The organism is Sphingopyxis sp., assembly GCF_016793825.1.
GTDB lineage: Bacteria > Pseudomonadota > Alphaproteobacteria > Sphingomonadales > Sphingomonadaceae > Sphingopyxis.
The window spans coordinates 17,970-41,882 of sequence record NZ_JAEULM010000047.1 but is presented as its reverse complement, the minus strand read 5'-3'; the positions used below and the strand labels follow the sequence as shown (position 1 = coordinate 41,882).

Sequence of the window (23,913 nt, the reverse complement as noted above, 5' to 3'; positions counted from 1 at the left end):
TCCGTCAGGCGGCGCGATCGATCCGAAGGCGCGCCGCCCTTTTCGGAGGCACGGTCAACTCCGCGATGTCGATAGCCTCGGCGAATTGCACGCCGACGCGATTGCCCTCCGACCAGCGCGCCTCGGCTTCGATGCGCATGTCTGTGCCGAGCGCGATAACCAGCGCTGTGCCTTCGGGGACATTCCAGAGCCCCTCGATCAGCGCGCCACGCGACGACAGGTTGCGGATGATCGCGTCATAACGATAGCCGCCGCTTGCGACCTGAACCGTCCGGAATGTCCGCACCCGCTGTTCCCGCGCGCTCTTGAAGCCCTGCGCGACGACGCGCCCGCCCCCTTCGGCGAGGATCGCCAGCGCCTCGCCCAGCGTCATCGGCTTGCCGTAGATATAGCCCTGGACATGGCTGCATCCGAGCCCGCGGATCAGCGCGAGGTCATCATGGGTTTCGACCCCTTCTGCCGTCGTTTCCATGTTGAGCGCCGTCGCCAGCCCGACGATCGACGAGATGATCGCAGCGTTCATGCTGTTCTTGTCGGCCGCGCCAAGCACGAAGCTCTGGTCGATCTTGATCTTGTCGAACGGCGCTTTCTTGAGGTAGCCGAGCGCCGAATAGCCGGTGCCGAAATCGTCGAGCGCAAGGCGGACGCCGGTGCGCTTCAACTTCTGGAACATCTCCAGATTCTCGGGACTTTCGTCGAGGAAGACGCCCTCGGTAATTTCAAGCTCGAGCTGGTCGGGACGGATGCCTGCAGCCGCCACCGCGTTCAGGATCGTTACGGGCAGCTTTTCGTTCGCGAACTGCCGCGGCGACACGTTGACCGCGACGCGGTATCCCGCGCCCAGCTTGGCGATCGCATCGCACGCCGACCGGATGATCCATTCGCCGATCGGCACGATCAGGTTCGATTCCTCAGCGATCGGGATGAATTTCGACGGGCTGACGACATCGCCCTCGTCGCGCTGCCAACGGATCAGCGCTTCGAAGCCGGAGACATGTTCGCTGCCGACATCGACGATCGGTTGATAGAGCAGCTTCAGTTCTTCCTTCGCAAGCGCATCGCGCAGGGCGTCCTCGATCGCTTTCCGTTCGCTGGCCTGATTGTGCATCGCGTCGGCATAGAAGCGATAAACGCCGCGCCCCGCATCTTTCGCGGCATAGAGCGCGAGGTCGGAGTTGCGGACGAGCGCGGATGAGTTGACGCCATCACCCTCCGACACCGCAATGCCGATCGACGAACCGATACGGACCTGTTCGCCTTCGATCGCGAAGGGCTTGGCAAGGCTGAGGATGATGGCGTTGGCGATACCGGCGAGCTTTTCCGTCTGAACGATCTGCGGCAGCACAATCTGGAACTCGTCGCCGCCGAGCCGTCCGACCTGCCCCTTGTCGCCGACGATCTGCGTCACCCGTCCCGCGACCTGTTGCAACAGCTGGTCGCCGGCCGGATGCCCCATCGTGTCGTTCACGGCCTTGAACCGGTCGAGGTCCATCAACAGCAGCGCGCAGGGCTGCGCCTGCCCCATATGGTTGCGTAGCGCGCGTTCGAGCAGGTCCGTGATGTGGAGCCGGTTGGCGAGGCCGGTGAGCGTGTCATACCGCGCAAGCTGATTGATTTCGCGTTCCGAGCGTTTCTGTTCGGTCAGGTCCGTGCCGCTGCCACGGAAACCCTGGAAATTGCCAAGCTCGTTACTGATCGGATGGCCCGAGATCGACCACCAGCGCTCCTCGCCCGGCACCGCCGCCCGCACCGTCAGCTCGTTGAACGGCGTCCGCGACGACAGGCTGAAGCCGAGCGTCCGTTCTTCGCTTTCGTCGTTGCCCACCCGCTTGCGGATAATGTCCGTGAACGGGCGCCCCAGCAGGTCGGATTGCGCGACCCCAAGCTTCGCGGCCACGGTCGGCGAAATATAGACGAGATGTCCGCCGCGATCGGTCTCCCAGAACCAACCGCGCCCCGCGCGTTCGAAATCCCGCATCAGGCCCAGCGCGCGCTGCTGTTCGCTTATCGCATGCCGACTGGCGCGCGTTACCCGGCGCTGATGCCGCACATCCTCGCGCAGCATCGCGATCAGCAAGCACAGAAAAACGAGGCCCGCGACGCCAAAGGGCCAGGACGCAATGCCGACTGCCCCGCCAAGCACCATCGCCCCGGTCACGGCGAACAGGGCCGGGCGCGCGATCGCGGCAGCCGAGGCGGCGACCAGGACCAGCCCAAGCTTCACCGCGGGAAAGGCGAAATAATAGATGCGGCCATCCTGCACCGCCACCGCCGCAAAGGTCGCCGCCGAGTTGAGCATCGTCCCGATGACCAGCAACGCAAAGCAGGCACCGATCCAGCGCCGTAACCAGGGCCCCGCAGATGGCCGATTGAGCCGGGAAATCTGCCCGAGAAGGGTCAGCGCGAGATCGCAGCAGAGGCCCGCGACCATGACGAGCCATTCCGAAGGACGACCGAAAAAGCCCTCGACTCCAGGAAAGAAGGCGAAGGAAAAGAATGCCAGCACGCGCGCGATGAGGACATAGTGCCACACTTGCGTGACGCGCATCATTCGCGTCACGAACGCCGGCGTTTCGAGCAGCGATTCGCCGTCGGGCAAATCGCCGGCCGCCGACCGCACGATGTTACGTTGACCCCCCAATTGCCGCCCATTCCGCTTGCTGGCCCAAGGTTCGTCTCTGTCGGTTGGCCGGTTACCAAATACTTACCGACCCTCGCCGATCCGCACCGTTTCTGTGCCAAAACGGAAGGGGTTTGGTTTCGGTTCGCAACTTGTTAGAGAGGGGCATGCCTGCCGTCCGCCTTTTGCCCCCCGACCGTTTTTTTGACCGCGCCGAATGGTCGGCGATCACCACCGCATCGCGCTGGCGCGGCCTCTGGCTCGTTGCCCATGGCTGGATCGTCAGCATCGCCGCGGTCGGACTTGCCGCGTGGAGCGGCAATCCGCTCGCCTGGTTGCTCGCGGTGATCGTCGTCGGCGGGCGCCAGTTGGGTTTTGCGATCCTGATGCACGACGCGGCCCACGGGCTGCTCCATCCCAATCGAAAAGTGAATAATTTCCTTGGTCAATGGCTGACCGGCGCGGCCGTCGGATCGGACCTGATCGCCTATCGCACCTACCACCTGCAACATCACAAATTCACCCAGCAACCCGAAGACCCCGACCTTTCGCTGTCGAAGCCCTTTCCGACGACCCGCGCGAGCCTGTTTCGCAAGGTGCTTCGCGACCTTTCCGGTCAGACCTTTTTCAAGCAGCGAGTCGCGCAATTCCGTTTCGCGATGAAAGGCCTTGCGGCGATGGTACGCGGCGAAACGGTCGACAAGGGCCGCGCCAGTACCAAGGCCGGCACGCCCTTCAACAAGCAGTCCGACGACGGCATGACGTCACCGACGATCGACGTCGCCGGGGCGATGGCGGTAACCCGCGCGGTCGCGCGCTTCCTGATCGTGCAGGCCGTTCTGCTGGTCGCATCGCTGTTGCTCTATGGCTGGACGCCCTGGCTGCTGTGGCTCGCCGGACTGGCAACCACCTTCCAGCTTTACCTGCGCATCCGCAACATCGCCGAGCATGCCTGCACGACGACGGGCAGCGACGACCCCTTCACCCATGCGCGCACCACCTATGCCGGCTGGATCGCGCGCGCCACGGTGGCTCCATATTGGGTGAACTTTCACGCCGAGCATCACCTGTTCATGGGCGTTCCCTGCTATCGCCTGCCCGCGGTCCACGCGATGCTGGCACGGCAGGGCAAGCATGAAGCGATGACTATCGCACCGACTTATTCAGCGGTGCTGCGGCAAGTCACGGCGAAGGGCTGAACCTCTATTCCTGCACGAACCGGTGGGCCGCGCGATCCTTCACCGCCTTTTCGGGGTCAAAGATCATGCCGTTCATCGCGACATAGACGCCGGGCGGCAGCGTCTGCACCGCAGCGAGCGCGAAGCCGACGTTGAATTCGGCATCGCTCGCGCGGACCGATGCGGGCTGCATCGATCCCGTCATGACGATCGTCTTTCCTTCGATCCCGGCAAGCACGCGGCCGGTGACGACCATCGTGTCGGTGCCGTGCGTGACGAGGATGCGCGTCGCTTCGCTCGCCGCCACCGCGGCACGGATCTTCTCGCGATCAACGTCCGTCAGTTCGAGGCTATCCTTGCGCATCAGCGGCGTCACGCGGTGCGGAACATGGACATTATTCTCGCGCAGCAGGTCGGGGATCGCCGTCGGACCGATCTGGAATTCCGAAAGAGCGTCGAAATAGACCTTGTCGATCGTTCCGCCGGTCGTGAAGATATCGATCATTGAACGTCCCTATCCATCACGTCACGTGATTGCGAGCGAAGCGAAGTAATCTCCGGATACCAGCCGAACGAACCGATAGCGGCGGATTGCGTCGTCGCTCCGCTCCTCGCGGTGACGCGAGGTTTACGCAAGCGCCTCTGCGATCAGCCGCCGCGTATTGTCGATCCCGAACAGCGCGATGAAGCTGCCCATGCGCGGCCCCGCGCTTGATCCGAGCAATGTTTCATAGAGAGCCTTGAACCAGTCGCGCAGATTTTCAAAACCATAGGCTTCGTTCTTGCCGATCTCGTACACGATATTCTGAATGTCGTCGGCAGAGGCATCCGCACCCAGCGCGGCGAGCCGGTCGTCGAGATCTTTCAGCGCCGCGCCCTCGCCGCCTTGTGGCTTGCGGCGGTGGAGCGTCGGCGCGACGAAATCGCGGTTGTACGCCATCGCATTGTCGATCAGCCGGTCGAGTTCGGGATAGGCGGCCGCATTGGCGCCTTCGACATATTGGCCGAGGTAGCGCCAGATCTGATCCTTCGACGCATCGGCGCCCATCACGCCGACGAGGTTCAGCAGCAGACCGAAGGTCACCGGAAGTTCGGCCTGCGGCACGTCCTGCCCGCGCGCGACATGAACGTGATGCACGGGGTTGCCCAGCTTCTTGTCGCCATCCTGTGCCGGATAATTGCCGCGCATCTGGAGATATTCGTCGACCGCCTTCGGCACCACGCCGATGTGGAGTTGCTTCGCCGCCTTGGGTTCGCGATAGGCGAAAAAGGCGAGGCTCTCCTCGCTGCCATAGGTCAGCCATTCTTCCATAGAGAGGCCGTTGCCCTTCGACTTGGATATCTTCTCGCCCTTTTCGTCGAGGAACATCTCGTAGATCAGCCCCTCGGGCTTCCGCCCGCCAAGCGCCCTCGCGATCTTGCCCGACTGCACGCCGCTGTCGGTCAGATCCTTGCCGTACATCTCGTAATCGACGCCCAGCGCGACCCAGCGCATCGCCCAGTCGACCTTCCACTGCAGCTTGGCGCCGCCGCCGAGGATGCAGTGCGTGATCGTCTCACCCTCATCCTCGAACGAGACGAGCCCCGCGTCAGCGTCAACGACCGTCACCGGCACCTGCAGCACGATGCCCGACTTCGGGCTGACCGGCAGGATCGGCGAATAGGTCGCGGCGCGCTCTGCACGCAGCGTCGGCAGCATGATGTCGAGAATGTCCTGATTATGACGAAGGACATTCTTCAGGGCGTCGTCGAAGGCCCCCGACTTGTAACGTTCGGTCGAGCTGACGAATTCATAGTCGAAGCCGAACCGGTCGAGAAACTCGCGCAGCATCGCATTGTTATGATGTGCGAAACTTTCATACTTGTCGAACGGATCGGGGATGTCGGTGAGCGGCTTGCCGAGATGCCCGGCGAGCATATCCTTTTGCGGCACATTGTCGGGAACCTTGCGCAGGCCGTCCATGTCGTCGCTGAACGCAACGAGGCGCGTCGCGGCGCCACCGGTCAGCGCCTCATAGGCGCGGCGGACCATCGTCGTGCGCAGCACTTCGTTGAAGGTGCCGATATGCGGCAGCCCGGAGGGACCGTAGCCGGTCTCGAAGATGACCGCTTCCCCACCTGGCTTGCCATCGGGATAGCGTTTGACCAGCTTGCGCGCTTCCTCGAACGGCCAGGCCCTGGACGTTTGCGCGGGTTCGCGCAGCGAAGGATGAAGATGCATGTCGGTCATGGCTGCGCCCATAGCGGCAAGCGGCGCCAAGTCGAAAGGCAAAATTCGACCTTGCCCCCGGAAAGAAGGCAAGGTCGGCGTGCCGGATCAACCGCGCGGCTGCGTCGCGGGCAGAAAGCTGCTTCTGCGCAGCAACGCCGCCGATACGAGCGACACGAGCAGCGCCACCGGCAGGATTTCCATGAACGTCAGCGCCATGCGGAAGGCCGGATTCTTATATTTCTCGGCCATGTCGTTCATTTCCGCGGAGAAGGCGGCGATTTCGGCTGCCGATTTTCCGGATGCCCGCATGCTCTCTACGCTCGCCGCGATATATTCGGCCATGAACGTCCCGCCGGTCTGCCACATATAGACTTCCCAGCTCAGCACATAGAAAAGCGACGCCACGCCCGCGATGCCCAGCCCGACTAGCAGTGCCTTTCCGAAGCCGATCACCCCGCCAAGATTGACGTCGCGATAGCGCTTCACGCCGACGAAGACGAAAAGCAGCGCGACCAGCATCGACAGATAGCCGGCGACCATGCCCATCGTGCCATGATCGGAAACGACGCTGATGCTCATAAACATGCCGAGAACGACAATGACGCCCGCAATGACGCCATATACTGCAATGATCCTGCCCATGATCTGTCTCCCCAAATGGTGAATGCCACGCGGGATGGACCGAAACAACGGGCGGCATCCATCGCCCAAACGGGTGATTTGCCCCCGATCGCCCGATTTTATGGCAGGATGTCGAGCATGCGGGCCTTTTGTATTGCCTGCGTCCGGCTGGCGACGGCCAGCTTCTCATAAACCCGCGCGACATGCGTCTTCACGGTGTTCGGCGAGATATCGAGTTGGCGCGCGATCACCTTGTTCGCATGGCCCGCGGCGAGCATTTCCAGCACCTCAAATTCGCGGGCACTGATACCCAGCGCCGAAATCGCGGCATTGTTTCGCACGAACATCTGGCGCGGCCGGGCGGTCAGCCGATTGCCCACCCATATCCCGAGCGCGACGAAAACCACCGCGATGCAGGCGATATAGAACTCCGTCGACCAGCGATGCACGACATGCCGGTAGTTCAGCCACTCGAGCAGAAACGCAGCGGCAGCAAGACCTGAGCCATAGAGGAGGATCGGGCGGAGCATGGTCACGGTAGACCATTGTCGGCGGCGGCTTGCAACAAGACCCCGATCGGCGGTTTCGACCCGATCATCGTTACCGGAAAATTTACCATGCGGGCGTAGCCTCCCCCCATGACAAACCCTCGCTCACCCACGGCGCGCAGCCATAACCGGACTCCGGTCTCGATCGACGTCCTGGTGAATGGTGTGCTCAATTTCATCGACGGCCGCATCTGCGATCTGTCCGAAGGCGGCGCGCGCATCGACGGCGCCAGCATGCCCGCACGGTCGCGCTGCGAAATCCACTATGCCGGCGAGGTGACCTACGCCGTCGTCATGTGGTCCGAATTCGACCGCATGGGGGTCCGCTTTCCTTATGAATTGACGCACGGCGCGCTGTACAATGCGCTCCAGAACGCCCGTCGGGCCGCGCCGCCGGCTTTTCTCGGCCATCGCGCGCCGCCGGTGTTCGGACGCCGCGGCCTCAGCTGACCGTCCCGGTTTCTCCCGTCCGGTCGGGACGGATATCCCGATCCCGCGGGAGCGACGAAGCGCGGGTTTGCCTTGCTGCGTTCGCCTTTTGTCCCTAGCGTCGCGCGATGCTCCCCCGCGCCGAAGCCCTTGCCCTGCCCGCGATCCACGCGAGCCATGTCGGCATCTGGATCGCCGATCCCGCGGGCCGCGTGCAGCGCATCGGGCGCGGCGAGGCAATCGCGGCGGTCGCGGCGACTCCGCATCTGCTCCTCAACGCGACACTGACCGGCGACCGGCTCGGTTATCCCGAATTGTCGGGTCTCGACCTGCTCGAATTATTCGCCTTCCTCTATCCCGCGCGCTTCGCCGTACCGACGCCGGCCGGGCTTGCTGCGGCGATCGGACTCGATCCGCCCAAGACGGAAGAGAGTATCGCCGCCTTTCTGCGCAAAGCGGCGGCGGCCATGCTGGCAAGCCTCGACGACCGCGACTGGCCCGAACGCGAAGGCGCCTGGCACGGGCTGCAGGCACTCGCGCGCCAGCGCTGGCCCTGGGCCTCGCTGGCCCAGCCACGCCTTGACCCGTCCGACAAGGCCGACCGCTGGCTCTTCGCACGCCTGCCCGAATGGGAAGAGCAGCCCCCGCGCGCCCAGCCGCGGCAGGTGACGATCAACGCGGACGATGTCGCGGCCCGGCTCGACCGGCTGACCGGCGACGGGGCCGAACGGCGGGCCGGGCAGCAGGATTATGCCCGCGCTGCCGCCACGATCTTCGAACCGCGCGAGCGCAAGGACGCGCCGCGGATGCTGGTCGCGGAGGCCGGAACCGGGATCGGCAAGACGCTGGGTTATCTGGCGCCCGCCAAGCAGTGGATCGACCAGTCGGCCGGCAGCATATGCATTTCGACCTACACCAAGGCGCTGCAACGCCAGCTCGCGCGCGAGACCGAAAAGCTGTACCCCGACGCCGCGACGCATCGCGAGAAGGTCGTCGTGCGCAAGGGGCGCGAAAACTATCTGTGCCTGCTCAATCTGGAGGACGCCTTGCAGGGCGGCTTTTCCGGGCGTGCGGCCATTCTTGCGCAGCTCGTCGCACGCTGGGCGGCCTATAGCCGGGACGGCGACATGGTGGGGGGCGACCTGCCCGGCTGGCTTCCCGCCCTCTTTCGCCGCAACGGCACGACCGCGCTCACCGACCGGCGCGGCGAATGCATCTATGCCGGCTGCCCGCATTTCCGCAAATGCTTCATCGAACGCTCGGCACGTGCCGCGACGCAGGCCGATATCGTGATCGCCAACCATGCGCTGACGATGGTGCAGGCCGCGCGCCCGCGCGACGGCGGTGCACCGGCGACGCGGCTGATCTTCGACGAAGGGCACCATCTGTGGGATGCCGCCGATTCGATGTTCGCGGCGGCGCTGACGGGGCAGGAAGCCGTCGAGATCCGCCGCTGGGTGCTTGGTCCCGAGGGCAAGTCGCGCGGACGGCGACGCGGGCTGGCGGCGCGGCTGGCCGATGTCGCCAGCTATGACGAGGCGGGCGACAAGGCGATTCAGGCGGCGATTCAAGCGGCAGGCGAGCTTCCCGGCGACGGCTGGCTTGCGCGGATCGGCGAGAACGAGCCATGGGGCGCCGTCGAAAGCCTGCTCGTGGCGGTACGCGCCATGGTCTATGCCCGTGCGGTCGACGCGCGAACCGCCGACAGCGGCTACGGCCTGGAGACCGAGCTGGCCGACCCCGATCCCGAGCTGGTCGTGGCAGCGGCCAGCGCAAGCGATGCGATCGAGGCATTGCTCCGCCCGCTGATGATACTCGCAAAGCGGCTCGATGCGCTGGTCGAAGATCCGCCGGACTGGCTCGACGGACAGGCGCGCGCGCGTGTCGACGGGGCGCGGAGCAGCCTGGCGACGCGGATCGACACGCTCGGCGGTTGGTTGTCGCTGCTCGGGCGCGTCGGGGGGCCGGCCGATCCCGATTTCGTCGACTGGCTGGCGGTCGACCGATACGATGGCCGCGAATTCGACCTCGGGCTCCATCGTCATTGGCTGGATCCTGCCCGACCGGTGGCCGAAGTCGTGTATCGGCCCGCGCAGGGCGTCCTCGTCACGTCGGCCACCCTGCGCGGCGGGGCGTCCGGAACCGGGGGCTGGACCGACGCCGACATCCGCACCGGCGCGCGGCATATGGATAGCGGAGTTCGGCATTTCGCGGTGCCAAGCCCGTTCGACTATGCGCGCCAGTCCGAAGTCCTGATCGTCACCGATATCCCGCGCGGCGACCTGTCGGCGCTGGCCGGCGCGTACAGCCGGCTGATCGAGGCATCGGGCGGCGGCGCGCTCGGCCTGTTCAGCGCGATCCGGCGGCTGCGCATCGTCCATGCCCGCATCGCCGACCGCCTCGCCCGCGCGGGGCTGCCGCTTTATGCGCAACATGTCGATCCGCTCGACACCGGGACGCTCGTCGATATTTTCCGCGCCGACCCGCACGCCTCGCTGCTCGGCACCGACGCGCTGCGCGACGGCGTCGATGTGCCGGGTGAGTCGCTGCGACTGGTGGTGATGGAGGGCGTGCCATGGCCGCGTCCGACGATCCTTCATGCCGCCCGGCGCGCGGCACAGGGCGGCAGCGCCTATGATGACGGCGTCATCCGCGCGCGAATCGGCCAGGCCTTTGGGCGACTGATCCGCCGCGCCGACGATTTCGGTCAGTTCGTGATGCTCTCGCCCAGCTTCCCTTCGCGCCTCCTCGGCGCCTTCCCCGAAGGCACGCCGATTCGCCGCCTGCCGCTCGATGAAGCGGTCAATCACGTCGCGGCGGCGAATGTGGAACAAAGAAAAACCGCGTTTCCTGCCTTTTCACCGTCATGAGATTGCGGCACAGAGCTTTTGATTGAGGGGATCGAAGGCAACGCGGGGGAGCGTTTTTTGAAGACTTTGACCATCCTGCGCCACGCCAAATCGGGTTGGGACGTACAGGTCGAGCGCGATTTCGATCGTCCGATCAATGCGCGCGGCCGCCGCGGCGCCGAAATCATCGGCCAATATGTGAAACGGCAGGCGATGGCCGTGGATCGTATTGTTGCGTCGCCCGCCGTGCGGGTGACCGAGACATTGGACCTGTTTCAGCCCGCCGCGAATCTCGACGCGATCGAGCCGCATTGGGACCGGCGCATTTACCTCGCGTCGGCAGCGACCCTGATCGACGTCATCCGCGACATGGGACGCGATTCGACCCATCTCCTGATTTCGGGCCACAATCCGGGGCTGGAAGATCTGGTTCTGATGCTGGTCCCTGAAGAGGGCGGCGGCGATCTGCGCCGGGAGGTCGAAGAAAAGCTGCCGACGGCGGCGCTGGCACGGCTCGAACTCGATATTGCCGACTGGCGCGACCTTGATGTCAACATGGCGCGGATCACGGATTTCATCCGTCCGCGCGACCTCGACCCGGCGCTCGCGCCGGCGATGGATGACGACTAAGGCTTTTTAACAGAATTTGCGTGTTGCCGGACGAAGCGAACGGCGCGCGATGCTTCAGCCCAGCGCGGCGACGAGCCGTTCGCGCAGCGCAACAAGCGCCTCGACCGGAACGCCATGCGATGCCGCCGCCGTCGCCGCGACAGGCGGCGATGCGGCTTCGGTCCGCGCCACACCGCCCGACTCCGACAACGCCTTGCGGGCGCCCTCGACGGTAAAACCCTTCACGTGCAGCAGGTGATGGATACGCTCGGCCAGCGCGATATCTTCGGCACGATAATAGCGCCGGCGGCCCGAACGCTGAAGCGGCCGGAGCTGCGAAAAGCGCGTTTCCCAATACCGCAGCACGTGGGTCGGCACACCGATACGGTCGGCGAGTTCGCCAATCGCGAGCATGGCGCCGGCGGCCTTGCCGCCGTCACCATGGCTGGAAAAATCGGATGTCACGAAATTCTGGGCCCGTGCCCGGATTACTTGCCGGCGACGCGCGCGCGCATCGACTGGCTGGCGCGAAAGGTCATCACGCGCCGCGGCAGGATCGGCACTTCGATGCCGGTCTTGGGATTGCGGCCGATCCGCTGCGCCTTGTCGCGCAGCACGAACGTGCCGAAGCCCGAAATCTTCACATTCTGCCCCTCGGCCAAAGCGTCGGACATATGATCCAGAATCGATTCGACGATCGTCGCGGATTCGTTCCGCGACAGGCCGATCTGTTGATTGATCCGCGTCGCGATGTCTGCGCGCGTAAGCGTACCTGCTGCCATGATGTTCCCTTCCCCTCTTGAAGCGTACCGACAAGACGGTCTCTGACAGCCCCCACCGTCACGAGTCCCGTAGCTTGTGTAACAAAAGCGAATTAATCCGCCAAACTGAAATGGATGGAGCGAGAAGTTGATGCGATGAGTCTTTGTACTGCCGTGGGACAGCACGGGATCTGCCCCGATCGCCATGCGGCACAAGCCCGATCGCGACCGCATGGATCTGGCCAGTCCTTCCCGCAGCGACGCGGAAGCTATTGAAATCAGATGCGAAGGACGGCCGCGCCCCAGGTGAAGCCGCCGCCCATTGCTTCCAGAACGACCAGGTCGCCGCGCTTGATCCGCCCGTCGCGTACCGCGAGATCCAGCGCCAGCGGGACCGAGGCGGCCGACGTATTGGCGTGCTGATCGACGGTCAGAACGACGCGCTCGGCCGGCAACCCCAGTTTCTTGGCGGTCGCGTCGATGATGCGCTTGTTCGCCTGATGCGGCACCACCCAGTCGATGTCCTCGGCCGCAAGCCCGACGTCGGCCATCACTTCGCCCAGCACGCTCGCCAGATTGGTGACGGCATGGCGGAACACTTCGCGTCCCTGCATGCGGACATGCCCGACGGTGCCGGTCGTCGACGGGCCACCATCGACATAGAGCATGTCGCTATATTTGCCCTCGGCATGAAGGCGGGTCGCAAGAATGCCCCGGTCGTCGTCGACATCCTCGGCCGACAACAGGATCGCGCCGGCCCCGTCGCCGAACAGAACGCAGGTCGTGCGATCCTCCCAGTCGAGGATGCGGCTGAACGTCTCGCTGCCAATGACAAGCGCATGCTTTGCGGCGCCGGTCCGGAGCATCGAATCGGCGACCGACACGGCATAGAGAAAGCCCGAACAGACCGCCGCGACGTCGAAGGCAATACAGTCGGGGGCGCCGATCAGCGCCTGCACCTTGGTCGCGCTTGCAGGGAATGTATTGTCGGGCGTCGCGGTGGCGACGATGATGAGACCGATGTCCTCGGGCGAGAGCCCGGCGGCCTCTAACGCCTGCTGCGCCGCCGCGGCGCCAAGAGTCGCCGTCGTTTCGTCGGGCTCGGCGATATGTCGAAAGCGGATGCCGGTGCGTTCGACGATCCATTCGTCGCTGGTATCGACGCGCTTGGCCAGCTCTGCATTGGAGACGCGGGTGCGCGGCAGCGATGAGCCGGTACCGGCAAGAATTGCGCGACGGGTCATGCCGCGCCGTTGCCCCGGAAATTGGCAAGATCCTCGGTCACCTGCCGGGTGATGTCCTTTTCGATCAGTTCGGCGCACAGGTGGACGCAATTGGCGACGCCCTTCGCGTCGGCGCTGCCATGGCTCTTGAGCACCACGCCGTTGAGCCCGAGGAACACCGCGCCATTGTGATTGTTCGGATCGAGATGATGGCGCAGCAACTCGGTCGCCGGACGCGAAATCAGGAAACCGATCTTGGAACGCACCGACGACGTGAACGCGCGGCGCAGCAGATCGGTCACAAAGCGCGCCGTTCCCTCGATCGTCTTCAACGCGATATTGCCCGAGAAACCGTCGTGGACGATCACGTCCACATCGCCGCGCGACAGCTTGTCGCCCTCGATAAAGCCGGTGAACTGCATCGGCAGGCCATCGGTATCGCGAAGCAGCGCCGCGGCATCCCGAATCTCGTCGGTGCCCTTCATCTCTTCGGTGCCGATGTTGAGCAAGGCGACGCGCGGGCGTTCAAGGCCCATGGCGGTGCGCGCATAGGCCGCGCCCATGACGGCGAACTGAACGAGGTTGTTGGCGTCGCAGTCGGTATTCGCCCCGAGATCGAGCATGACCACGTCATTGTCGCCCAGCGTCGGCAGCAGCGCCGCCAGCGCCGGCCGGTCGATGCCGGGCATCGTGCGCAGCGCGATCTTTGCCATGGCCATCAGCGCGCCGGTGTTTCCCGCCGACACGGCGCCGCCCGCATCGCCGCGCTTCACCGCGTCGATCGCAAGCCCCATCGAACTGGAGCGCGCCTTGCGGATCGCCTGGCTGGGCTTTTCCTCGCCGGACACCACGCCTTCGGTGTGGATGATATCCGAAGCCGCGCGGAGGTTCGGGTGATTTTCGAGGGCGGCCTTGATCTGCACCTCGTCGCCGACGAGGAGAAAGCGCAGGCCGTCGTGCTGGTGACGCGCCATTGCGGCGCCGGCGAGCATCATGCGCACGCCGACGTCACCGCCCATCGCATCGATTGCGATTCGCGGTGTGAGGCTCATTCGAACGCTCTCCGGATTGGCTTAAGCGCCGGCCACCACTTCACGGCCATTATAATGGCCGCAGGCGTTGCAAAGGTTGTGCGGGCGCTTCAGCTCGCCACAGTTCGGGCATTCCTGGAAGGCTTCGACCTTCAGGCTGTCGTGGCTACGACGCATGCCGCGCTTCGAGGGCGAGGTTTTTCGCTTGGGGACGGCCATGATATTTCCTGTATTATCAAATGTTTCTACGAATCGGCGAACCCGAACTTGTCATTCCCGTTACCGGAAACGACTGGCCCGCCCGCCGCGCGAAGGCTTTTCCCGTCCGCATTTGACAAGAAAATCTTCCGCCGGAGAGTGCCTCAACGCCAGATGGTGTCGGGTGCCGGATCGGGCGCGGCTATAGCGTTTTCGCCCGTAAAGGCAACCCCCGAGGCAACGACTATCCTGCATCGCCCCGACCCTTTCTTTACCATCCCGGACGGGATCCGCGGTCCCATGTCGTCTCGATATCGGGAACCGCCGACCGAACCAGGCGCGACACGACCGGAAAACAGCGGCCTTGCCCTCCCCTCGCGGCAATGCCACATCTCGCTCACCGCCGGAAAGCCGGCCCATGCTATGGGGGAAGCCACATGATAATCTTGCCGATCAGCCTGACGATCGCCGCGGGGGCGGCGCTGCTCAATCTCTGGCTCAGCATCCGCGTCGGGCGCGTCCGGACCAAGGAAAAGGTCTTTATCGGCGACGGCGGCAACGACGCGCTGACGCGCCGCATGCGCGCGCACGCGAATTTCGTCGAAAACACCGCCTTCGTGCTGATCCTGCTCGCTCTCGTCGAACTGGGAATCGGGTCGTCGTTCTGGCTGTGGGGTGTCGGCGCGCTTTATCTGGTCGGGCGTATCCTCCACGCCCTTGGCATGGACGGCATGGGGTGGGGCCGCATGGCCGGCACGATCATCACGATGCTGACGCAGCTCGGCCTCGCGATCACCGCGGTCGCCGTCGTCTATCTGACGCCGGTCAGTTTCAGCTCGAAGGTTGTCGAGACCGAAATCGTCGTCCCGAAATAAAGCCGGTTCCCCTCCCGTCCGCGGGAGGGGTCAGGCCTGCCCCATCGCGCTGTCGCCGACATAGGGATTGGTCCGCCGTTCCTGCGCGAAACTGCTGTGCGCGCCGTGCCCGGGCAGGAAAATGGTATCGCCGCCAAGCGGCCACAGTTTCTGCGTGATCGAATCGAGAAGTTGCTGATGATTGCCGCGCGGAAAATCGGTGCGGCCGATCGATCCCTGGAACAAGACGTCGCCGACGATCGCAAGCTTCGAGGGACCGTGGTGGAAGACGACATGGCCCGGCGTATGTCCGGGACAGTGGATGACGTCGATCTCGAGATTTCCGACCGCCACCTTGTCGCCGTCGACGAGCCAACGGTCGGGCTCGAAGGGTTCGCCCTCCATTCCGAAGCGCGCGCCGTCCGATGCAAGCTGCTCGATCCAGAACCGGTCGTCCTCATGCGGCCCCTCGACCGGAACGCCCAGTTCCTTCGCGAACACGCCGGCCTGCCCGCAATGGTCCATATGGCCGTGGGTAACGAGAATCTTTTCGATCTCGACACCCGTCTGGCGGATCGCTTCACGAAGCTTTGGAAGGTCGCCGCCGGGATCGACGAGCGCGCCCTTGTTGGTTTCGGTGCACCACAGCAGAGTGCAGTTCTGCTGAAAGGCGGTGACGGGCACGATCGCCGCGCGCAACGGAGGATTGGGAGCGTTCATGGCGATCGATGTGGGGAAATGCGGCGCGAATGGCAAGAGCGGGGCCGGCTGAAACCTCAGCGCAGCGTCATCGTATCGCCTTCGACATTCACTGCGTCGAGTTTGGAAAGATAGCTCTGTCCAAGCAGCGACACGCCCATGTCGGCATCGACCACCGCGGCCTCGACGCGCCGCACCTCGATCCCGTCGACTTCGACGCTGTCGAGCATCACGACGCGCATCGGCACGTCGCCGCCGGCGGTCTTCGCCGTCCCCGCCACCGGCAGGCGGTCCACGTCGATTCCGATCGCCTCGGCATCGCGGCGCGTCAGCGCGATGATCGAAGCGCCGCTGTCGACCATCATGCGGATGTTCGTGCCGTTGACGTCGGCATCGGCATAGAAATGCGAATCCTCGGCGCGGCCGAGGCGTACTTCGCCCGACGACGACCGGGTCGAAGCAGCCGTTCCGCCACCATGGGTGCGCGGCTGCGTCGTCCAGTTATCGTTGCTGTGGTCGGCGGCGGCCGCCGCGTTCCCGGTCTGACGGGTCGCCATGCTTCCCACCGCGATCGAGCCTGCGGCCAGGATTGCGGCCAAAGTGATGAAACGCCCCAACATAGGCGCATTCTAGCAACGCGATGGTTTAGGAATGGTTAGATGGGTGTTCAGGGCCGATCGGCCGCAGCAGTCGCGCGCTGATCGATAAAGGCGCGCCAGACGGGCGCATCGCCGCGAATACTGTAGGCGATCCGCGCGCAGGCATAAGGCCGGCCGGGCGCATTGTCGGCTTCGGCCGCCGTCCGGGGCCATTGCTCGTCCGTGACGCGCGACGACCAGCAAACAATAGCTTCGGCCTCGGGCCTCGCGGCAACCGCCGCACGGTCAGCGGCGTCAAGGGTCGCGGGCGGCTGCCAGCCCAGAATGGCGCGGCGCGCAGCGCCCGTGGAATGAAGCGCTCGACCGAACGGGCCATCCTCGTCCCGCAGCAGGGAGGCGATCCGCCGACGATCGGGCTCGGCCAGCCACTGCCCGCCAAGCAGCGGCGCCCATCGGCTTTCGTCCTGCGAACGTAGTGCGGGCAACAGCGTGTCGGCGGCGACTTCGAAGCGCGCGGTCCAGGGCGAATCGACGGCCAGCGGCGCGAGATGCGAAGGCTCGGCGACGGCTTCAGGCACGACCGGCACAAGCGGCGTCTCGGCCGCGACAGGCGCCGCAGCGGCCAGGGTCGTCGCGACAAGGACCGGAAAGATCGACAGGGCACGCATCACGGCCTGATTATCAGAACCGCCTGCACCTGTCATGAACCGGTCGATGCCAGCCCTTCGCGCATCCAGCCGGGCGCGGTTGCCGGATCGATGCTCTCGACCCGGAGATGTTCGACCGACCAGCCAAGATCGGGATAGGCGACGACCTGTCGCTTTGCGTCGGCCTCGCCGATGGGCACGACGACCAGCCGCCGGTTGACCTTCTGCCGCCAGTTCATCCGGGCCGTATTTTCCTGCCCGACATAGCAGCCCTTCGTAAAGCTCACCCCGTTCAGTTCGGCGGCGTTGCATTCGAGCCAGAGTGTCGTGCCGTCGCCGAGTTCGGCGCGACCTTCGGTGACGCCGAGCGCCAGCCGGCGGGCCTGCCAGATGGCGTCGGCTCCGGTGTCGCCATCGGCGGGCGCGAGCCAGCGCTGACCAAGGTCGGAAAGGCGCGGGTCGACGACGCCGATATCCCCTTCCCCCGCCCAGTGAACGCACATTTCCTCCTCGCGCGTGATCGTGATCGCGCGGCGCAGGCGATAGAGAGTCAGCCGTTTCACCAGATCGCCGGCGGCGGCGCGCTCGCAATCGAGCAATATGTCGTCGCCGTCACCCCAGACCAGGAAATCGAACAGCACCTTGCCCTGCGGCGTCAGCAGCGCCGCCCACACGGGCAGATTGCCCGAGACATCGTTGGTGACGAGCCCTTGCAGGAAACCGCGGACATCCTCGCCCGCGAGGCGGATCAGGGTGCGATCGATCAGGGTGGTATTGGCCATGGCGACAATCTAAGGACGCTCCAGCCAAAGCCAAGCCCACTTATCGACGAGTCCCTCCATGACCGACCGCCTGATCATCCGCCGCCCCGACGATTGGCACGTCCATCTGCGCGACGGTGCGATGCTCGATCATGTCGCGCCCTATACCGCGCGCCAGTTCGCGCGCGCGATCATCATGCCGAACCTGTCGCCGCCCGTCACGACGGCCAGCGAAGGCGCGGCCTACCGCGACCGCATCCGCGCCGCAGTCCCGGCCGAATATGATTTCACGCCGCTGATCGTCGCCTATCTGACCGACCATAGCGATGCCGACGAAATGGCACGCGGCCACGCGGAAGGCGTCTTCACCGCCGCGAAGCTTTATCCCGCGCATGCGACGACGGGCAGCGCGCACGGTGTCACCGACGTCGCGAACATCATGGGCGTGCTCGAACGGATGGCCGAGATCGGGATGCCTTTGCTCATCCACGGCGAAGTCACCGACCACGACGTCGACATCTTCGACCGCGAGGCAGTGTTCATCGACCGCACGCTTGCGCCGCTGGTCCGACGGCTTCCGACGCTGAAAATCGTCTTCGAACATATTACCACCGCCGAAGCGGTCGAATTCGTGAAAGCCGCCCCCGCAACCGTCGGCGCGACGATCACGCCGCAGCATCTCCACATCAACCGCAATGCGATGCTGGTCGGCGGCATTCGTCCGCACGCCTATTGCCTGCCCGTCGCCAAGCGCGAGCAGCACCGGCTCGCGGTGCGCGCAGCGGCGGTGTCGGGCTCTCCCAAATTCTTCCTCGGCACCGACAGCGCCCCGCATGCCGTCCACACCAAGGAAGCCGCGTGCGGTTGCGCGGGGATATTCAACGCACCCCATGCGCTCGAAAGCTATGTCGCGGTGTTCGACGAGGAAGGCGCGCTCGACAAATTCGAAGGATTCGCGAGCGAACATGGTCCGGCCTTCTATGGCCTGCCGCTCAACGCCGGAACGATCACGCTGGAGCGCGGCGAGACCGTCGTGCCCGACCGGGTCGGCGAAGTCGTGCCTTTCCATGCCGGTGAAACACTGGGCTGGCGGCTGGCCTGATCGCCACGCCGGCCAAGGCCGGCGTCATGCGATCTGGATCATCCGGTCGGCGCGCGCCTTGCGCCACATGTCGAAACTGAACACCGCGATGCTGATCCAGATGAGCAGGAAACAGGCAAGCTGCGCGGACTTCAGCGGCTCGCGAAAAACGAACAGGCCAAGCAGGAACTGGATGGTCGGCGCCAGATATTGCACGAAACCAAGCGCGGTATAGCTCATCCGGCGCGCCGCCGTCGCAAAGAGCAGCAACGGCACCGCCGTCACCACGCCCCCCGCCATCAGCAACAGGCTGATCGAACCATTCGATCCAAAACCCCGTCCGTCGTCGATCCAGAGATACCAGACGGAAACGACCAGCGCCGGCAGCAGCAGCAACGTCGTCTCGATCGCCAGACCGGGGAGCGAGCCGACCGGGACGATCTTGCGGATCAGCCCATAGGTGCCAAAGCTGACCGCAAGCGTCAGGCTGATCCACAGCGTATCAAGCGCGCCGCCGAGCAATATCGCGACGCCGATCGCCGCGATGGCCACGGCCACGAGTTGCAGCCGCGACAGCCGTTCACCGAGAAACACCATCCCCAGCATCACATTGACGAGCGGGTTGAGATAATAGCCAAGGCTGGCCGCCAGCACATGCCCGGTGAAGATCGAATAGATATAGATCAGCCAGTTGCCGGCGATCAGCACCGAGCTGATCAGCAGCAGCCGCAGTACCTTCCAGTCCTTCAGCGCCGCCAGATAGTCGCCGATCTGCCGCCGGAAAATCATCACGAGGAAACAGAGCGGCAGCGACCACAGGATGCGCTGCGCCAGGACCTCGACCGGCGGCACGCTGACCAGCAGCCGAAAGAAGAGGGGAACGAAACCCCAGATGCCATAGGCGGCAAGCGCGTAGGACAAGCCGCCTTCCTGGCTCCCCTCAGGGGCCGGTACTCGTGTCATGACGTCGGTCCGTCCGGATCAGAAGATGCCGCCACCGAGCATCAGGCGAACGACGCCGATCACGATAACGACGATATTGAGGTTCCGTCCCGCGGTCTTGTCCGAGATGGCGCCCAGTGCGAGCCCGATGACGGCGATCGGCACGATGACCCAATTCGCCCAGCCAAGCAGCGGAATGAAGGCAAACACGGCGAGGATCAGCGCGACGACACCAATGACGAGAGAGGCGATATTCAGCATGATCGATATGTCGCACGCGCACCGTCCCCCTTCAAGGCCCTTTCGGTTCGTCGATGGATAGGCTCGCCTCATCTTGTTGCCGCACGTTCATGCAACGGCTTGCGGCCTCGGGTCGTTTTCTGTTCGAAGCGCCGGATCCCTGATCGGTTCAAGGCGCCAAACCAGGAAAGGACTTTTATGCATATCCTCACCAAAAGCCTGATGGGCGCGTTCGTGGCGGCAAGCGTTGCCGGCACCGCACCGGCTTATGCAGGGCTTTCGGGCGCGGCGCCGGGATACCACAACGCCGATTCGTCGGCCGATTTCTACAAGAAGCGCAAGGATCGCCGCTATTACGCATCGCGTGACGAACGGGTGAATTCGAACACCCGCATCTGGCGCGGAAACGACGGTCGTTATCGCTGCAAGAAGGACAATGGCACGACCGGCCTGCTGATCGGCGGCGCCGTGGGCGGTCTAGCCGGCCACGAAATCGCCGGCAACGGTGACAAGCTGCTCGGCACCGTGCTCGGCGCCGCCGGCGGCGCGCTCCTCGGCCGCGAGATCGACAAGGACAAATACCGCTGCCGCTAAAGGACAAATACCGCTGCCGCTAAGGGCCAAGTACCGGTGCCGCCAGGGCACCGCGAGGCAGCACAGGAACCCGTTGCGGGTGTGGGTTCGAGACCCCTCCGCCTGCACCCCGTAATGGAGAGGGCGCCGGTCCAACCGCCGGCGCCCTCAATCATATCCGGCTTGCCCCGCCGGGGCTCTTCCCGCAGAAGCGTGGCCTGATTGCTGCGGGAGAGAAAAATGTTGAACGGCCCCCTGCTCGTCACCGAGCGGTTGATCCTGCGTCCGCCCGCCGCCGAAGACTTCGAGGGTTTCGCGACCATGTGCGCCGAAGAGGATACGATGCGCTTCATCGGCGGCGCCTGCCCGCGCGCATCGGCGTGGCGGCTATGGTGTACGCTCGCCGGAGCCTGGCACATTCGCGGCTTTTCGATGTTTTCCGTGATCGAGCGCGACACGGGCGAATGGGTCGGCCGGTTGGGGCCATGGGAACCCGACGGCTGGCCGGGGCGTGAAATCGCGTACGGCGTGCGCGCGAAATTCGCGGGCAAGGGCTATGCGTTCGAGGGCGCGATCGCCACCTGCGACTTTGCGGTCGAATTTCTGAAATGGCCCGACCTTATGCATTGCATCGACCCTGCCAACACACGTTCGCAGGCGCTGGCAAAACGGCTTGGCGCCGTGAACAGCGGACCGACCCGCCTCCCCCCGCCCTTTCAGGACGCGCCGGTCGATGCCTGGCGCCAGACCGCCGACGAGTGGCGAACGAGACGCAAGGAGCTTCGGCCGTGAGCGACCATTACATCGACCCCGAACGCGCGCAGTTCGACGCCTTCAAGACGTTGCCGCGCGACACCGTGATCCACATGCTGAACCTAGTCCGCTTCAAGGACAAGGCGAGCTATCCCGCCGGTCATCCGCTCGCCGACGCAGGGCTTTCGGGGGCGGAAGCCTATGCCAATTACGGCAGGGATAGTGGCGCCGTGTTCCAGCGCGTCGGCGGCAGCATCGTCTGGCGCGGATCGATGGAGGCGATGCTGATCGGCCCGGCACAGGAAAGATGGGACGCGATGTTCGTCGCCGAATATCCGAACAGCGGTGCGTTCATGGAAATGGTGACCGACCCCGTCTATCGTCAGGCGGTCGTCCACCGTCAGGCCGCGGTTGAAACGTCGCGCCTCATCCGGACCGCGCCGGGGCTGATTCCGTCTCGCTCCGGCACAGTTTTCGGCTAATAAAGTCTTACCTGTTAACGCATTTTATTTGCGCCTTTTTAACCAGGATCGGGCATTCCCTGTACGATATTAAGGGAGTGTTAGCTATGATCGTGCGGGGAAAATGGCTGGTTGCCGGCTTGCTGGTGGCAACGGCACCGCTTGCGGGGTGCCGCGACAATCCCGATGCCAAGGCCGACCTCGCGCCGCTCGACGACGGGCTGACCAACGCCGATCCGGCGGTCAAGGGTGCGCTCGAAGACAAGATCATGGTCGACCCCAAACTCACGGGTCAGGCCAACAGGAATGCCGCCGCGCCGGGGAACAAGCCGGTCGATGGCGGCGTCCCCGGCATCGCGGGCGGCAAGGCGGCAACCGCTGCCGAAGCCGCCGCCGCGCAAGCCGCGGGCAAATTGCTCGCCGCGCCCAAGGCCCTGCCGTTCGAGGAAAATTGCGGCAAGGATTGCGCCGCGAAACGCCCCGTCACTATCGGCGGACTCGCCCGCGAACAGCAGAAGGGAAGCTGCGATGCCAAGCTGACCTATGGCAACGCCTGGGCCGACCGCCTGCCCGCCGCGTTCAAACTCTATCCGCGCGCGACCCTGCGCGAAGCCGCGGGCGTCGATGGCGGCAAGTGCAACATTCGCGTCGTCAACTTCCAGACGGCGGCGTCGATGCAGGCGGTGCTCGACTATTATCACACGATGGCGGTTCGCGCCGGCTATTCGAGCGATCACCGCGTGCGCGGCGACGAGCATATGCTGGGCGGCACGAAGGGCGATCTGGCCTTTGTCGTGATGCTGCGCCGCGATGGCGGCATGACCGACGTCGACCTGGTGGCGTCGGGCGGCAAATGAACCCAAGCTGCGGGACACCGTAAAAAGGCCCCGGGAGAGGGAACCCGGGGCCTTTTTCATGTCCGATAAGGACGTCAGATTTTGTCGCCAAGGGCTCCCTCGACCTTACCCTTCAGTTGCTGCGCCTCGCCTTCGCGCTCCTGAATGACGCCTTCGGCGCGCAGCCGTTCATTGCCCGTCGCCTTGCCAACCGCCTGTTTGACATTTCCGGCGGCCTCGTTCGCAAGGCCCTTGGCCTTGTCTTTCAATTCTCCCATCGGGAGTCTCCTTCGCTCGACGGAGGCCGGGGGCAGCCTCCGTATCGTTAACGCATCCGGCATTGACGATGTTCCGGTCGAATGCGGCAAAACGTTGGAGATGAACGATATTTAATGTTCGACTTAACCGTCACGCGCCGCGATCGCATCGAGCGCCGCCGGATCTCGGATCGTGATCCGATTATAGTCGATTGCGATCAGGCCGCCTTCCTCAAACGCCCGCAACAGCTTGTTCACGCTCTGCCGCGTGACGCCAAGCATCGCGCCGAGCTGCTCCTGCGGCAGTCGCAAGCCCAGTTCGGTTCCCTTTCCACCGGATATGCCGTGCATTCGGGCGAGACCGACCAGCGTTGCCGCCATACGCTGGTCGAGCGAACCCAGATTATGATCGTTGAGCAGTCGCAGACTGTCGCCATGCCGCGCGCACATCAAGAGCGCGATACCCCGCCACAGGATCGGATCAGCGTCGAGAATCGCGGTCAGGTCCCTCGTCGGCAGATGCAGCAGCACGCTGTCTTCATAGGCGCGATACTCATAGTGGATGGGCGGATCGTCGAGCAACCGGACGATGGCGAGAATCTCGGGCGGACCGTTGATGCCGAGGACGAACTTCTTGCCCGCCGCCGATCCGCGGCTGATTTCGATCTCGCCCGACGCGATCACGAACGCCTCGCGCCGTTCAGGGTCGCGGGCAAAGACCTCGGCGCCACGCGGATAGAATTCGGCCCGTGCGATGGCCGCCAGTTCGACCAACCGCGCCTCTGGCCAGTCGGAAAAAAGCAGGCAGCGGCGAAGAACCGCCAGGCGCTCGTCGCGCGACCAGATTTGCGCTTCCGTCGCCATCGCCATCGCCCTCCCCGATCGGCTTTAGGCGCCGGCGACGAAATTCCCAAGAGATTGTCGGCAGGAT

28 protein-coding genes are annotated in these 23,913 nt (G+C 64.6%); 10 read left to right on the top strand and 18 right to left on the bottom strand.

Annotation, left to right across the window (positions count from 1 at the left end):
• Nucleotides 1-4: 4 nt before the first annotated feature.
• Nucleotides 5-2,641, bottom strand: coding sequence for an EAL domain-containing protein (locus JNM03_RS16455; RefSeq protein WP_294038267.1), 2,637 nt, complete (start codon nucleotides 2,639-2,641; stop codon nucleotides 5-7).
• A gap of 146 nt (nucleotides 2,642-2,787) precedes the next feature.
• Between JNM03_RS16455 and JNM03_RS16450 the strand changes: the two genes are divergently transcribed.
• Nucleotides 2,788-3,819: a fatty acid desaturase family protein gene (locus JNM03_RS16450; RefSeq protein WP_294038265.1), complete on the top strand. Its 1,032-nt coding sequence runs from the start codon at nucleotides 2,788-2,790 to the stop codon at nucleotides 3,817-3,819.
• Nucleotides 3,820-3,823: 4 nt separating this feature from the next.
• On the opposite strand, the gene JNM03_RS16445 is transcribed toward JNM03_RS16450, so the two are convergent.
• The 4 genes from JNM03_RS16445 to JNM03_RS16430 all read right to left on the bottom strand — a co-directional run bounded on the left by JNM03_RS16445 (nucleotide 3,824) and on the right by JNM03_RS16430 (nucleotide 7,161).
• On the bottom strand, nucleotides 3,824-4,303 hold the full coding sequence (locus JNM03_RS16445) for an asparaginase domain-containing protein (RefSeq protein WP_294038263.1): 480 nt from the start codon (nucleotides 4,301-4,303) through the stop codon (nucleotides 3,824-3,826).
• Nucleotides 4,304-4,426: 123 nt separating this feature from the next.
• Nucleotides 4,427-6,028: a lysine--tRNA ligase gene (locus JNM03_RS16440; protein WP_294038261.1), complete on the bottom strand. Its 1,602-nt coding sequence runs from the start codon at nucleotides 6,026-6,028 to the stop codon at nucleotides 4,427-4,429.
• An 87-nt stretch (nucleotides 6,029-6,115) separates the two neighbouring features.
• Entirely contained in the window at nucleotides 6,116-6,652 is a 537-nt protein-coding gene (locus JNM03_RS16435) for a DUF4199 domain-containing protein (RefSeq protein WP_294038260.1), read from the bottom strand.
• A 98-nt stretch (nucleotides 6,653-6,750) separates the two neighbouring features.
• Complete coding sequence (locus tag JNM03_RS16430) at nucleotides 6,751-7,161, bottom strand: LuxR C-terminal-related transcriptional regulator (protein ID WP_294038258.1); 411 nt, start codon at nucleotides 7,159-7,161, stop codon at nucleotides 6,751-6,753.
• 108 nt (nucleotides 7,162-7,269) lie between these two features.
• Between JNM03_RS16430 and JNM03_RS16425 the strand changes: the two genes are divergently transcribed.
• From JNM03_RS16425 to JNM03_RS16415, 3 genes are all read left to right on the top strand, one after another.
• Complete coding sequence (locus JNM03_RS16425; RefSeq protein WP_294038256.1) at nucleotides 7,270-7,629, top strand: PilZ domain-containing protein; 360 nt, start codon at nucleotides 7,270-7,272, stop codon at nucleotides 7,627-7,629.
• A gap of 107 nt (nucleotides 7,630-7,736) precedes the next feature.
• Nucleotides 7,737-10,478: an ATP-dependent DNA helicase gene (locus JNM03_RS16420; protein ID WP_294038255.1), complete on the top strand. Its 2,742-nt coding sequence runs from the start codon at nucleotides 7,737-7,739 to the stop codon at nucleotides 10,476-10,478.
• Between the two features lie 57 nt (nucleotides 10,479-10,535).
• Nucleotides 10,536-11,087 (top strand): histidine phosphatase family protein, encoded by a 552-nt coding sequence (locus tag JNM03_RS16415; RefSeq protein WP_294038252.1) that lies wholly within the window; start codon nucleotides 10,536-10,538, stop codon nucleotides 11,085-11,087.
• Nucleotides 11,088-11,141: 54 nt separating this feature from the next.
• On the opposite strand, the gene JNM03_RS16410 is transcribed toward JNM03_RS16415, so the two are convergent.
• The 5 genes from JNM03_RS16410 to rpmF form a co-directional block, all read right to left on the bottom strand.
• Entirely contained in the window at nucleotides 11,142-11,480 is a 339-nt protein-coding gene (locus JNM03_RS16410) for a MerR family transcriptional regulator (protein WP_294038317.1), read from the bottom strand.
• A gap of 74 nt (nucleotides 11,481-11,554) precedes the next feature.
• Nucleotides 11,555-11,848 carry an integration host factor subunit alpha gene (locus tag JNM03_RS16405; protein WP_294038251.1) on the bottom strand — a complete coding sequence of 98 codons (294 nt, stop codon included), beginning with the start codon at nucleotides 11,846-11,848 and terminating at the stop codon, nucleotides 11,555-11,557.
• Nucleotides 11,849-12,105: 257 nt separating this feature from the next.
• Nucleotides 12,106-13,071 (bottom strand): beta-ketoacyl-ACP synthase III, encoded by a 966-nt coding sequence (locus tag JNM03_RS16400; protein WP_294038249.1) that lies wholly within the window; start codon nucleotides 13,069-13,071, stop codon nucleotides 12,106-12,108.
• Nucleotides 13,068-14,102 carry a phosphate acyltransferase PlsX gene (gene plsX, locus JNM03_RS16395; RefSeq protein ID WP_294038247.1) on the bottom strand — a complete coding sequence of 345 codons (1,035 nt, stop codon included), beginning with the start codon at nucleotides 14,100-14,102 and terminating at the stop codon, nucleotides 13,068-13,070. Before plsX ends, JNM03_RS16400 begins: the two co-directional genes overlap by 4 nt.
• Before the next feature lie 21 nt (nucleotides 14,103-14,123).
• Nucleotides 14,124-14,300 (bottom strand): 50S ribosomal protein L32, encoded by a 177-nt coding sequence (gene rpmF / locus JNM03_RS16390; protein ID WP_053553947.1) that lies wholly within the window; start codon nucleotides 14,298-14,300, stop codon nucleotides 14,124-14,126.
• A 416-nt stretch (nucleotides 14,301-14,716) separates the two neighbouring features.
• On the opposite strand from rpmF, the gene JNM03_RS16385 reads away from it, so the two are divergent.
• Nucleotides 14,717-15,154 (top strand): MAPEG family protein, encoded by a 438-nt coding sequence (locus JNM03_RS16385; RefSeq protein WP_294038242.1) that lies wholly within the window; start codon nucleotides 14,717-14,719, stop codon nucleotides 15,152-15,154.
• 30 nt (nucleotides 15,155-15,184) lie between these two features.
• Here the strand turns inward: JNM03_RS16385 and JNM03_RS16380 are convergent, their stop codons facing one another.
• The 4 genes from JNM03_RS16380 to JNM03_RS16365 are packed head-to-tail and all read right to left on the bottom strand — an operon-like array spanning nucleotide 15,185 to nucleotide 17,860.
• Nucleotides 15,185-15,853, bottom strand: a complete 669-nt coding sequence (locus tag JNM03_RS16380; RefSeq protein ID WP_294038240.1) for an MBL fold metallo-hydrolase — start codon at nucleotides 15,851-15,853, stop codon at nucleotides 15,185-15,187.
• A 56-nt stretch (nucleotides 15,854-15,909) separates the two neighbouring features.
• Nucleotides 15,910-16,452, bottom strand: coding sequence for a TIGR02281 family clan AA aspartic protease (locus JNM03_RS16375; RefSeq protein WP_294038239.1), 543 nt, complete (start codon nucleotides 16,450-16,452; stop codon nucleotides 15,910-15,912).
• Nucleotides 16,453-16,499: 47 nt separating this feature from the next.
• Complete coding sequence (locus tag JNM03_RS16370; protein ID WP_294038237.1) at nucleotides 16,500-17,099, bottom strand: hypothetical protein; 600 nt, start codon at nucleotides 17,097-17,099, stop codon at nucleotides 16,500-16,502.
• 32 nt (nucleotides 17,100-17,131) lie between these two features.
• On the bottom strand, nucleotides 17,132-17,860 hold the full coding sequence (locus JNM03_RS16365) for a folate-binding protein (protein WP_294038235.1): 729 nt from the start codon (nucleotides 17,858-17,860) through the stop codon (nucleotides 17,132-17,134).
• 58 nt (nucleotides 17,861-17,918) lie between these two features.
• On the opposite strand from JNM03_RS16365, the gene pyrC reads away from it, so the two are divergent.
• The gene (gene pyrC, locus JNM03_RS16360) at nucleotides 17,919-18,941 is read left to right on the top strand and encodes a dihydroorotase (RefSeq protein ID WP_294038233.1); all 1,023 of its coding nucleotides are present in this window, start codon (nucleotides 17,919-17,921) and stop codon (nucleotides 18,939-18,941) included.
• 24 nt (nucleotides 18,942-18,965) lie between these two features.
• Here pyrC and rarD read toward each other — a convergent pair whose 3' ends face one another.
• Nucleotides 18,966-19,883, bottom strand: coding sequence for an EamA family transporter RarD (rarD, locus tag JNM03_RS16355; RefSeq protein ID WP_294038231.1), 918 nt, complete (start codon nucleotides 19,881-19,883; stop codon nucleotides 18,966-18,968).
• 18 nt (nucleotides 19,884-19,901) lie between these two features.
• Complete coding sequence (locus JNM03_RS16350; RefSeq protein WP_294038230.1) at nucleotides 19,902-20,123, bottom strand: hypothetical protein; 222 nt, start codon at nucleotides 20,121-20,123, stop codon at nucleotides 19,902-19,904.
• A gap of 177 nt (nucleotides 20,124-20,300) precedes the next feature.
• Between JNM03_RS16350 and JNM03_RS16345 the strand changes: the two genes are divergently transcribed.
• The 4 genes from JNM03_RS16345 to JNM03_RS16330 all read left to right on the top strand — a co-directional run bounded on the left by JNM03_RS16345 (nucleotide 20,301) and on the right by JNM03_RS16330 (nucleotide 22,746).
• A complete protein-coding gene (locus JNM03_RS16345; protein WP_294038227.1) occupies nucleotides 20,301-20,696 on the top strand; it encodes a glycine zipper 2TM domain-containing protein in 396 nt (131 codons plus the stop codon).
• Between the two features lie 219 nt (nucleotides 20,697-20,915).
• Nucleotides 20,916-21,467, top strand: a complete 552-nt coding sequence (locus tag JNM03_RS16340; protein ID WP_294038225.1) for a GNAT family N-acetyltransferase — start codon at nucleotides 20,916-20,918, stop codon at nucleotides 21,465-21,467.
• The gene (locus JNM03_RS16335) at nucleotides 21,464-21,910 is read left to right on the top strand and encodes a DUF1330 domain-containing protein (RefSeq protein WP_294038223.1); all 447 of its coding nucleotides are present in this window, start codon (nucleotides 21,464-21,466) and stop codon (nucleotides 21,908-21,910) included. The genes JNM03_RS16340 and JNM03_RS16335 overlap by 4 nt, the downstream gene beginning before the upstream one ends.
• A gap of 86 nt (nucleotides 21,911-21,996) precedes the next feature.
• A complete protein-coding gene (locus tag JNM03_RS16330) occupies nucleotides 21,997-22,746 on the top strand; it encodes a hypothetical protein (RefSeq protein WP_294038221.1) in 750 nt (249 codons plus the stop codon).
• 74 nt (nucleotides 22,747-22,820) lie between these two features.
• Here the strand turns inward: JNM03_RS16330 and JNM03_RS16325 are convergent, their stop codons facing one another.
• Together JNM03_RS16325 and JNM03_RS16320 are read right to left on the bottom strand one after the other, a co-directional pair.
• The gene (locus JNM03_RS16325; RefSeq protein ID WP_294038220.1) at nucleotides 22,821-23,003 is read right to left on the bottom strand and encodes a CsbD family protein; all 183 of its coding nucleotides are present in this window, start codon (nucleotides 23,001-23,003) and stop codon (nucleotides 22,821-22,823) included.
• A 123-nt stretch (nucleotides 23,004-23,126) separates the two neighbouring features.
• A complete protein-coding gene (locus JNM03_RS16320) occupies nucleotides 23,127-23,852 on the bottom strand; it encodes a Crp/Fnr family transcriptional regulator (protein ID WP_294038218.1) in 726 nt (241 codons plus the stop codon).
• Nucleotides 23,853-23,913: the final 61 nt, after the last annotated feature.

Excerpts from the sequence above, each read along its gene's own strand:
- JNM03_RS16450 (WP_294038265.1), top strand. The coding sequence starts at position 2,788 with ATGCCTGCCGTCCGCCTTTTGCCCCCCGACCGTTTTTTTGACCGCGCC.
- JNM03_RS16445 (WP_294038263.1), bottom strand. The coding sequence starts at position 4,303 with ATGATCGATATCTTCACGACCGGCGGAACGATCGACAAGGTCTATTTC.
- JNM03_RS16440 (WP_294038261.1), bottom strand. The coding sequence starts at position 6,028 with ATGACCGACATGCATCTTCATCCTTCGCTGCGCGAACCCGCGCAAACG.
- JNM03_RS16435 (WP_294038260.1), bottom strand. The coding sequence starts at position 6,652 with ATGGGCAGGATCATTGCAGTATATGGCGTCATTGCGGGCGTCATTGTC.
- JNM03_RS16430 (WP_294038258.1), bottom strand. The coding sequence starts at position 7,161 with ATGCTCCGCCCGATCCTCCTCTATGGCTCAGGTCTTGCTGCCGCTGCG.
- JNM03_RS16425 (WP_294038256.1), top strand. The coding sequence starts at position 7,270 with ATGACAAACCCTCGCTCACCCACGGCGCGCAGCCATAACCGGACTCCG.
- JNM03_RS16420 (WP_294038255.1), top strand. The coding sequence starts at position 7,737 with ATGCTCCCCCGCGCCGAAGCCCTTGCCCTGCCCGCGATCCACGCGAGC.
- JNM03_RS16410 (WP_294038317.1), bottom strand. The coding sequence starts at position 11,480 with ATGCTCGCGATTGGCGAACTCGCCGACCGTATCGGTGTGCCGACCCAC.
- JNM03_RS16405 (WP_294038251.1), bottom strand. The coding sequence starts at position 11,848 with ATGGCAGCAGGTACGCTTACGCGCGCAGACATCGCGACGCGGATCAAT.
- JNM03_RS16400 (WP_294038249.1), bottom strand. The coding sequence starts at position 13,071 with ATGACCCGTCGCGCAATTCTTGCCGGTACCGGCTCATCGCTGCCGCGC.
- plsX (WP_294038247.1), bottom strand. The coding sequence starts at position 14,102 with ATGAGCCTCACACCGCGAATCGCAATCGATGCGATGGGCGGTGACGTC.
- rpmF (WP_053553947.1), bottom strand. The coding sequence starts at position 14,300 with ATGGCCGTCCCCAAGCGAAAAACCTCGCCCTCGAAGCGCGGCATGCGT.
- JNM03_RS16385 (WP_294038242.1), top strand. The coding sequence starts at position 14,717 with ATGATAATCTTGCCGATCAGCCTGACGATCGCCGCGGGGGCGGCGCTG.
- JNM03_RS16380 (WP_294038240.1), bottom strand. The coding sequence starts at position 15,853 with ATGAACGCTCCCAATCCTCCGTTGCGCGCGGCGATCGTGCCCGTCACC.
- JNM03_RS16375 (WP_294038239.1), bottom strand. The coding sequence starts at position 16,452 with ATGTTGGGGCGTTTCATCACTTTGGCCGCAATCCTGGCCGCAGGCTCG.
- JNM03_RS16370 (WP_294038237.1), bottom strand. The coding sequence starts at position 17,099 with ATGCGTGCCCTGTCGATCTTTCCGGTCCTTGTCGCGACGACCCTGGCC.
- JNM03_RS16365 (WP_294038235.1), bottom strand. The coding sequence starts at position 17,860 with ATGGCCAATACCACCCTGATCGATCGCACCCTGATCCGCCTCGCGGGC.
- pyrC (WP_294038233.1), top strand. The coding sequence starts at position 17,919 with ATGACCGACCGCCTGATCATCCGCCGCCCCGACGATTGGCACGTCCAT.
- rarD (WP_294038231.1), bottom strand. The coding sequence starts at position 19,883 with ATGACACGAGTACCGGCCCCTGAGGGGAGCCAGGAAGGCGGCTTGTCC.
- JNM03_RS16350 (WP_294038230.1), bottom strand. The coding sequence starts at position 20,123 with ATGCTGAATATCGCCTCTCTCGTCATTGGTGTCGTCGCGCTGATCCTC.
- JNM03_RS16345 (WP_294038227.1), top strand. The coding sequence starts at position 20,301 with ATGCATATCCTCACCAAAAGCCTGATGGGCGCGTTCGTGGCGGCAAGC.
- JNM03_RS16340 (WP_294038225.1), top strand. The coding sequence starts at position 20,916 with ATGTTGAACGGCCCCCTGCTCGTCACCGAGCGGTTGATCCTGCGTCCG.
- JNM03_RS16330 (WP_294038221.1), top strand. The coding sequence starts at position 21,997 with ATGATCGTGCGGGGAAAATGGCTGGTTGCCGGCTTGCTGGTGGCAACG.
- JNM03_RS16325 (WP_294038220.1), bottom strand. The coding sequence starts at position 23,003 with ATGGGAGAATTGAAAGACAAGGCCAAGGGCCTTGCGAACGAGGCCGCC.
- JNM03_RS16320 (WP_294038218.1), bottom strand. The coding sequence starts at position 23,852 with ATGGCGATGGCGACGGAAGCGCAAATCTGGTCGCGCGACGAGCGCCTG.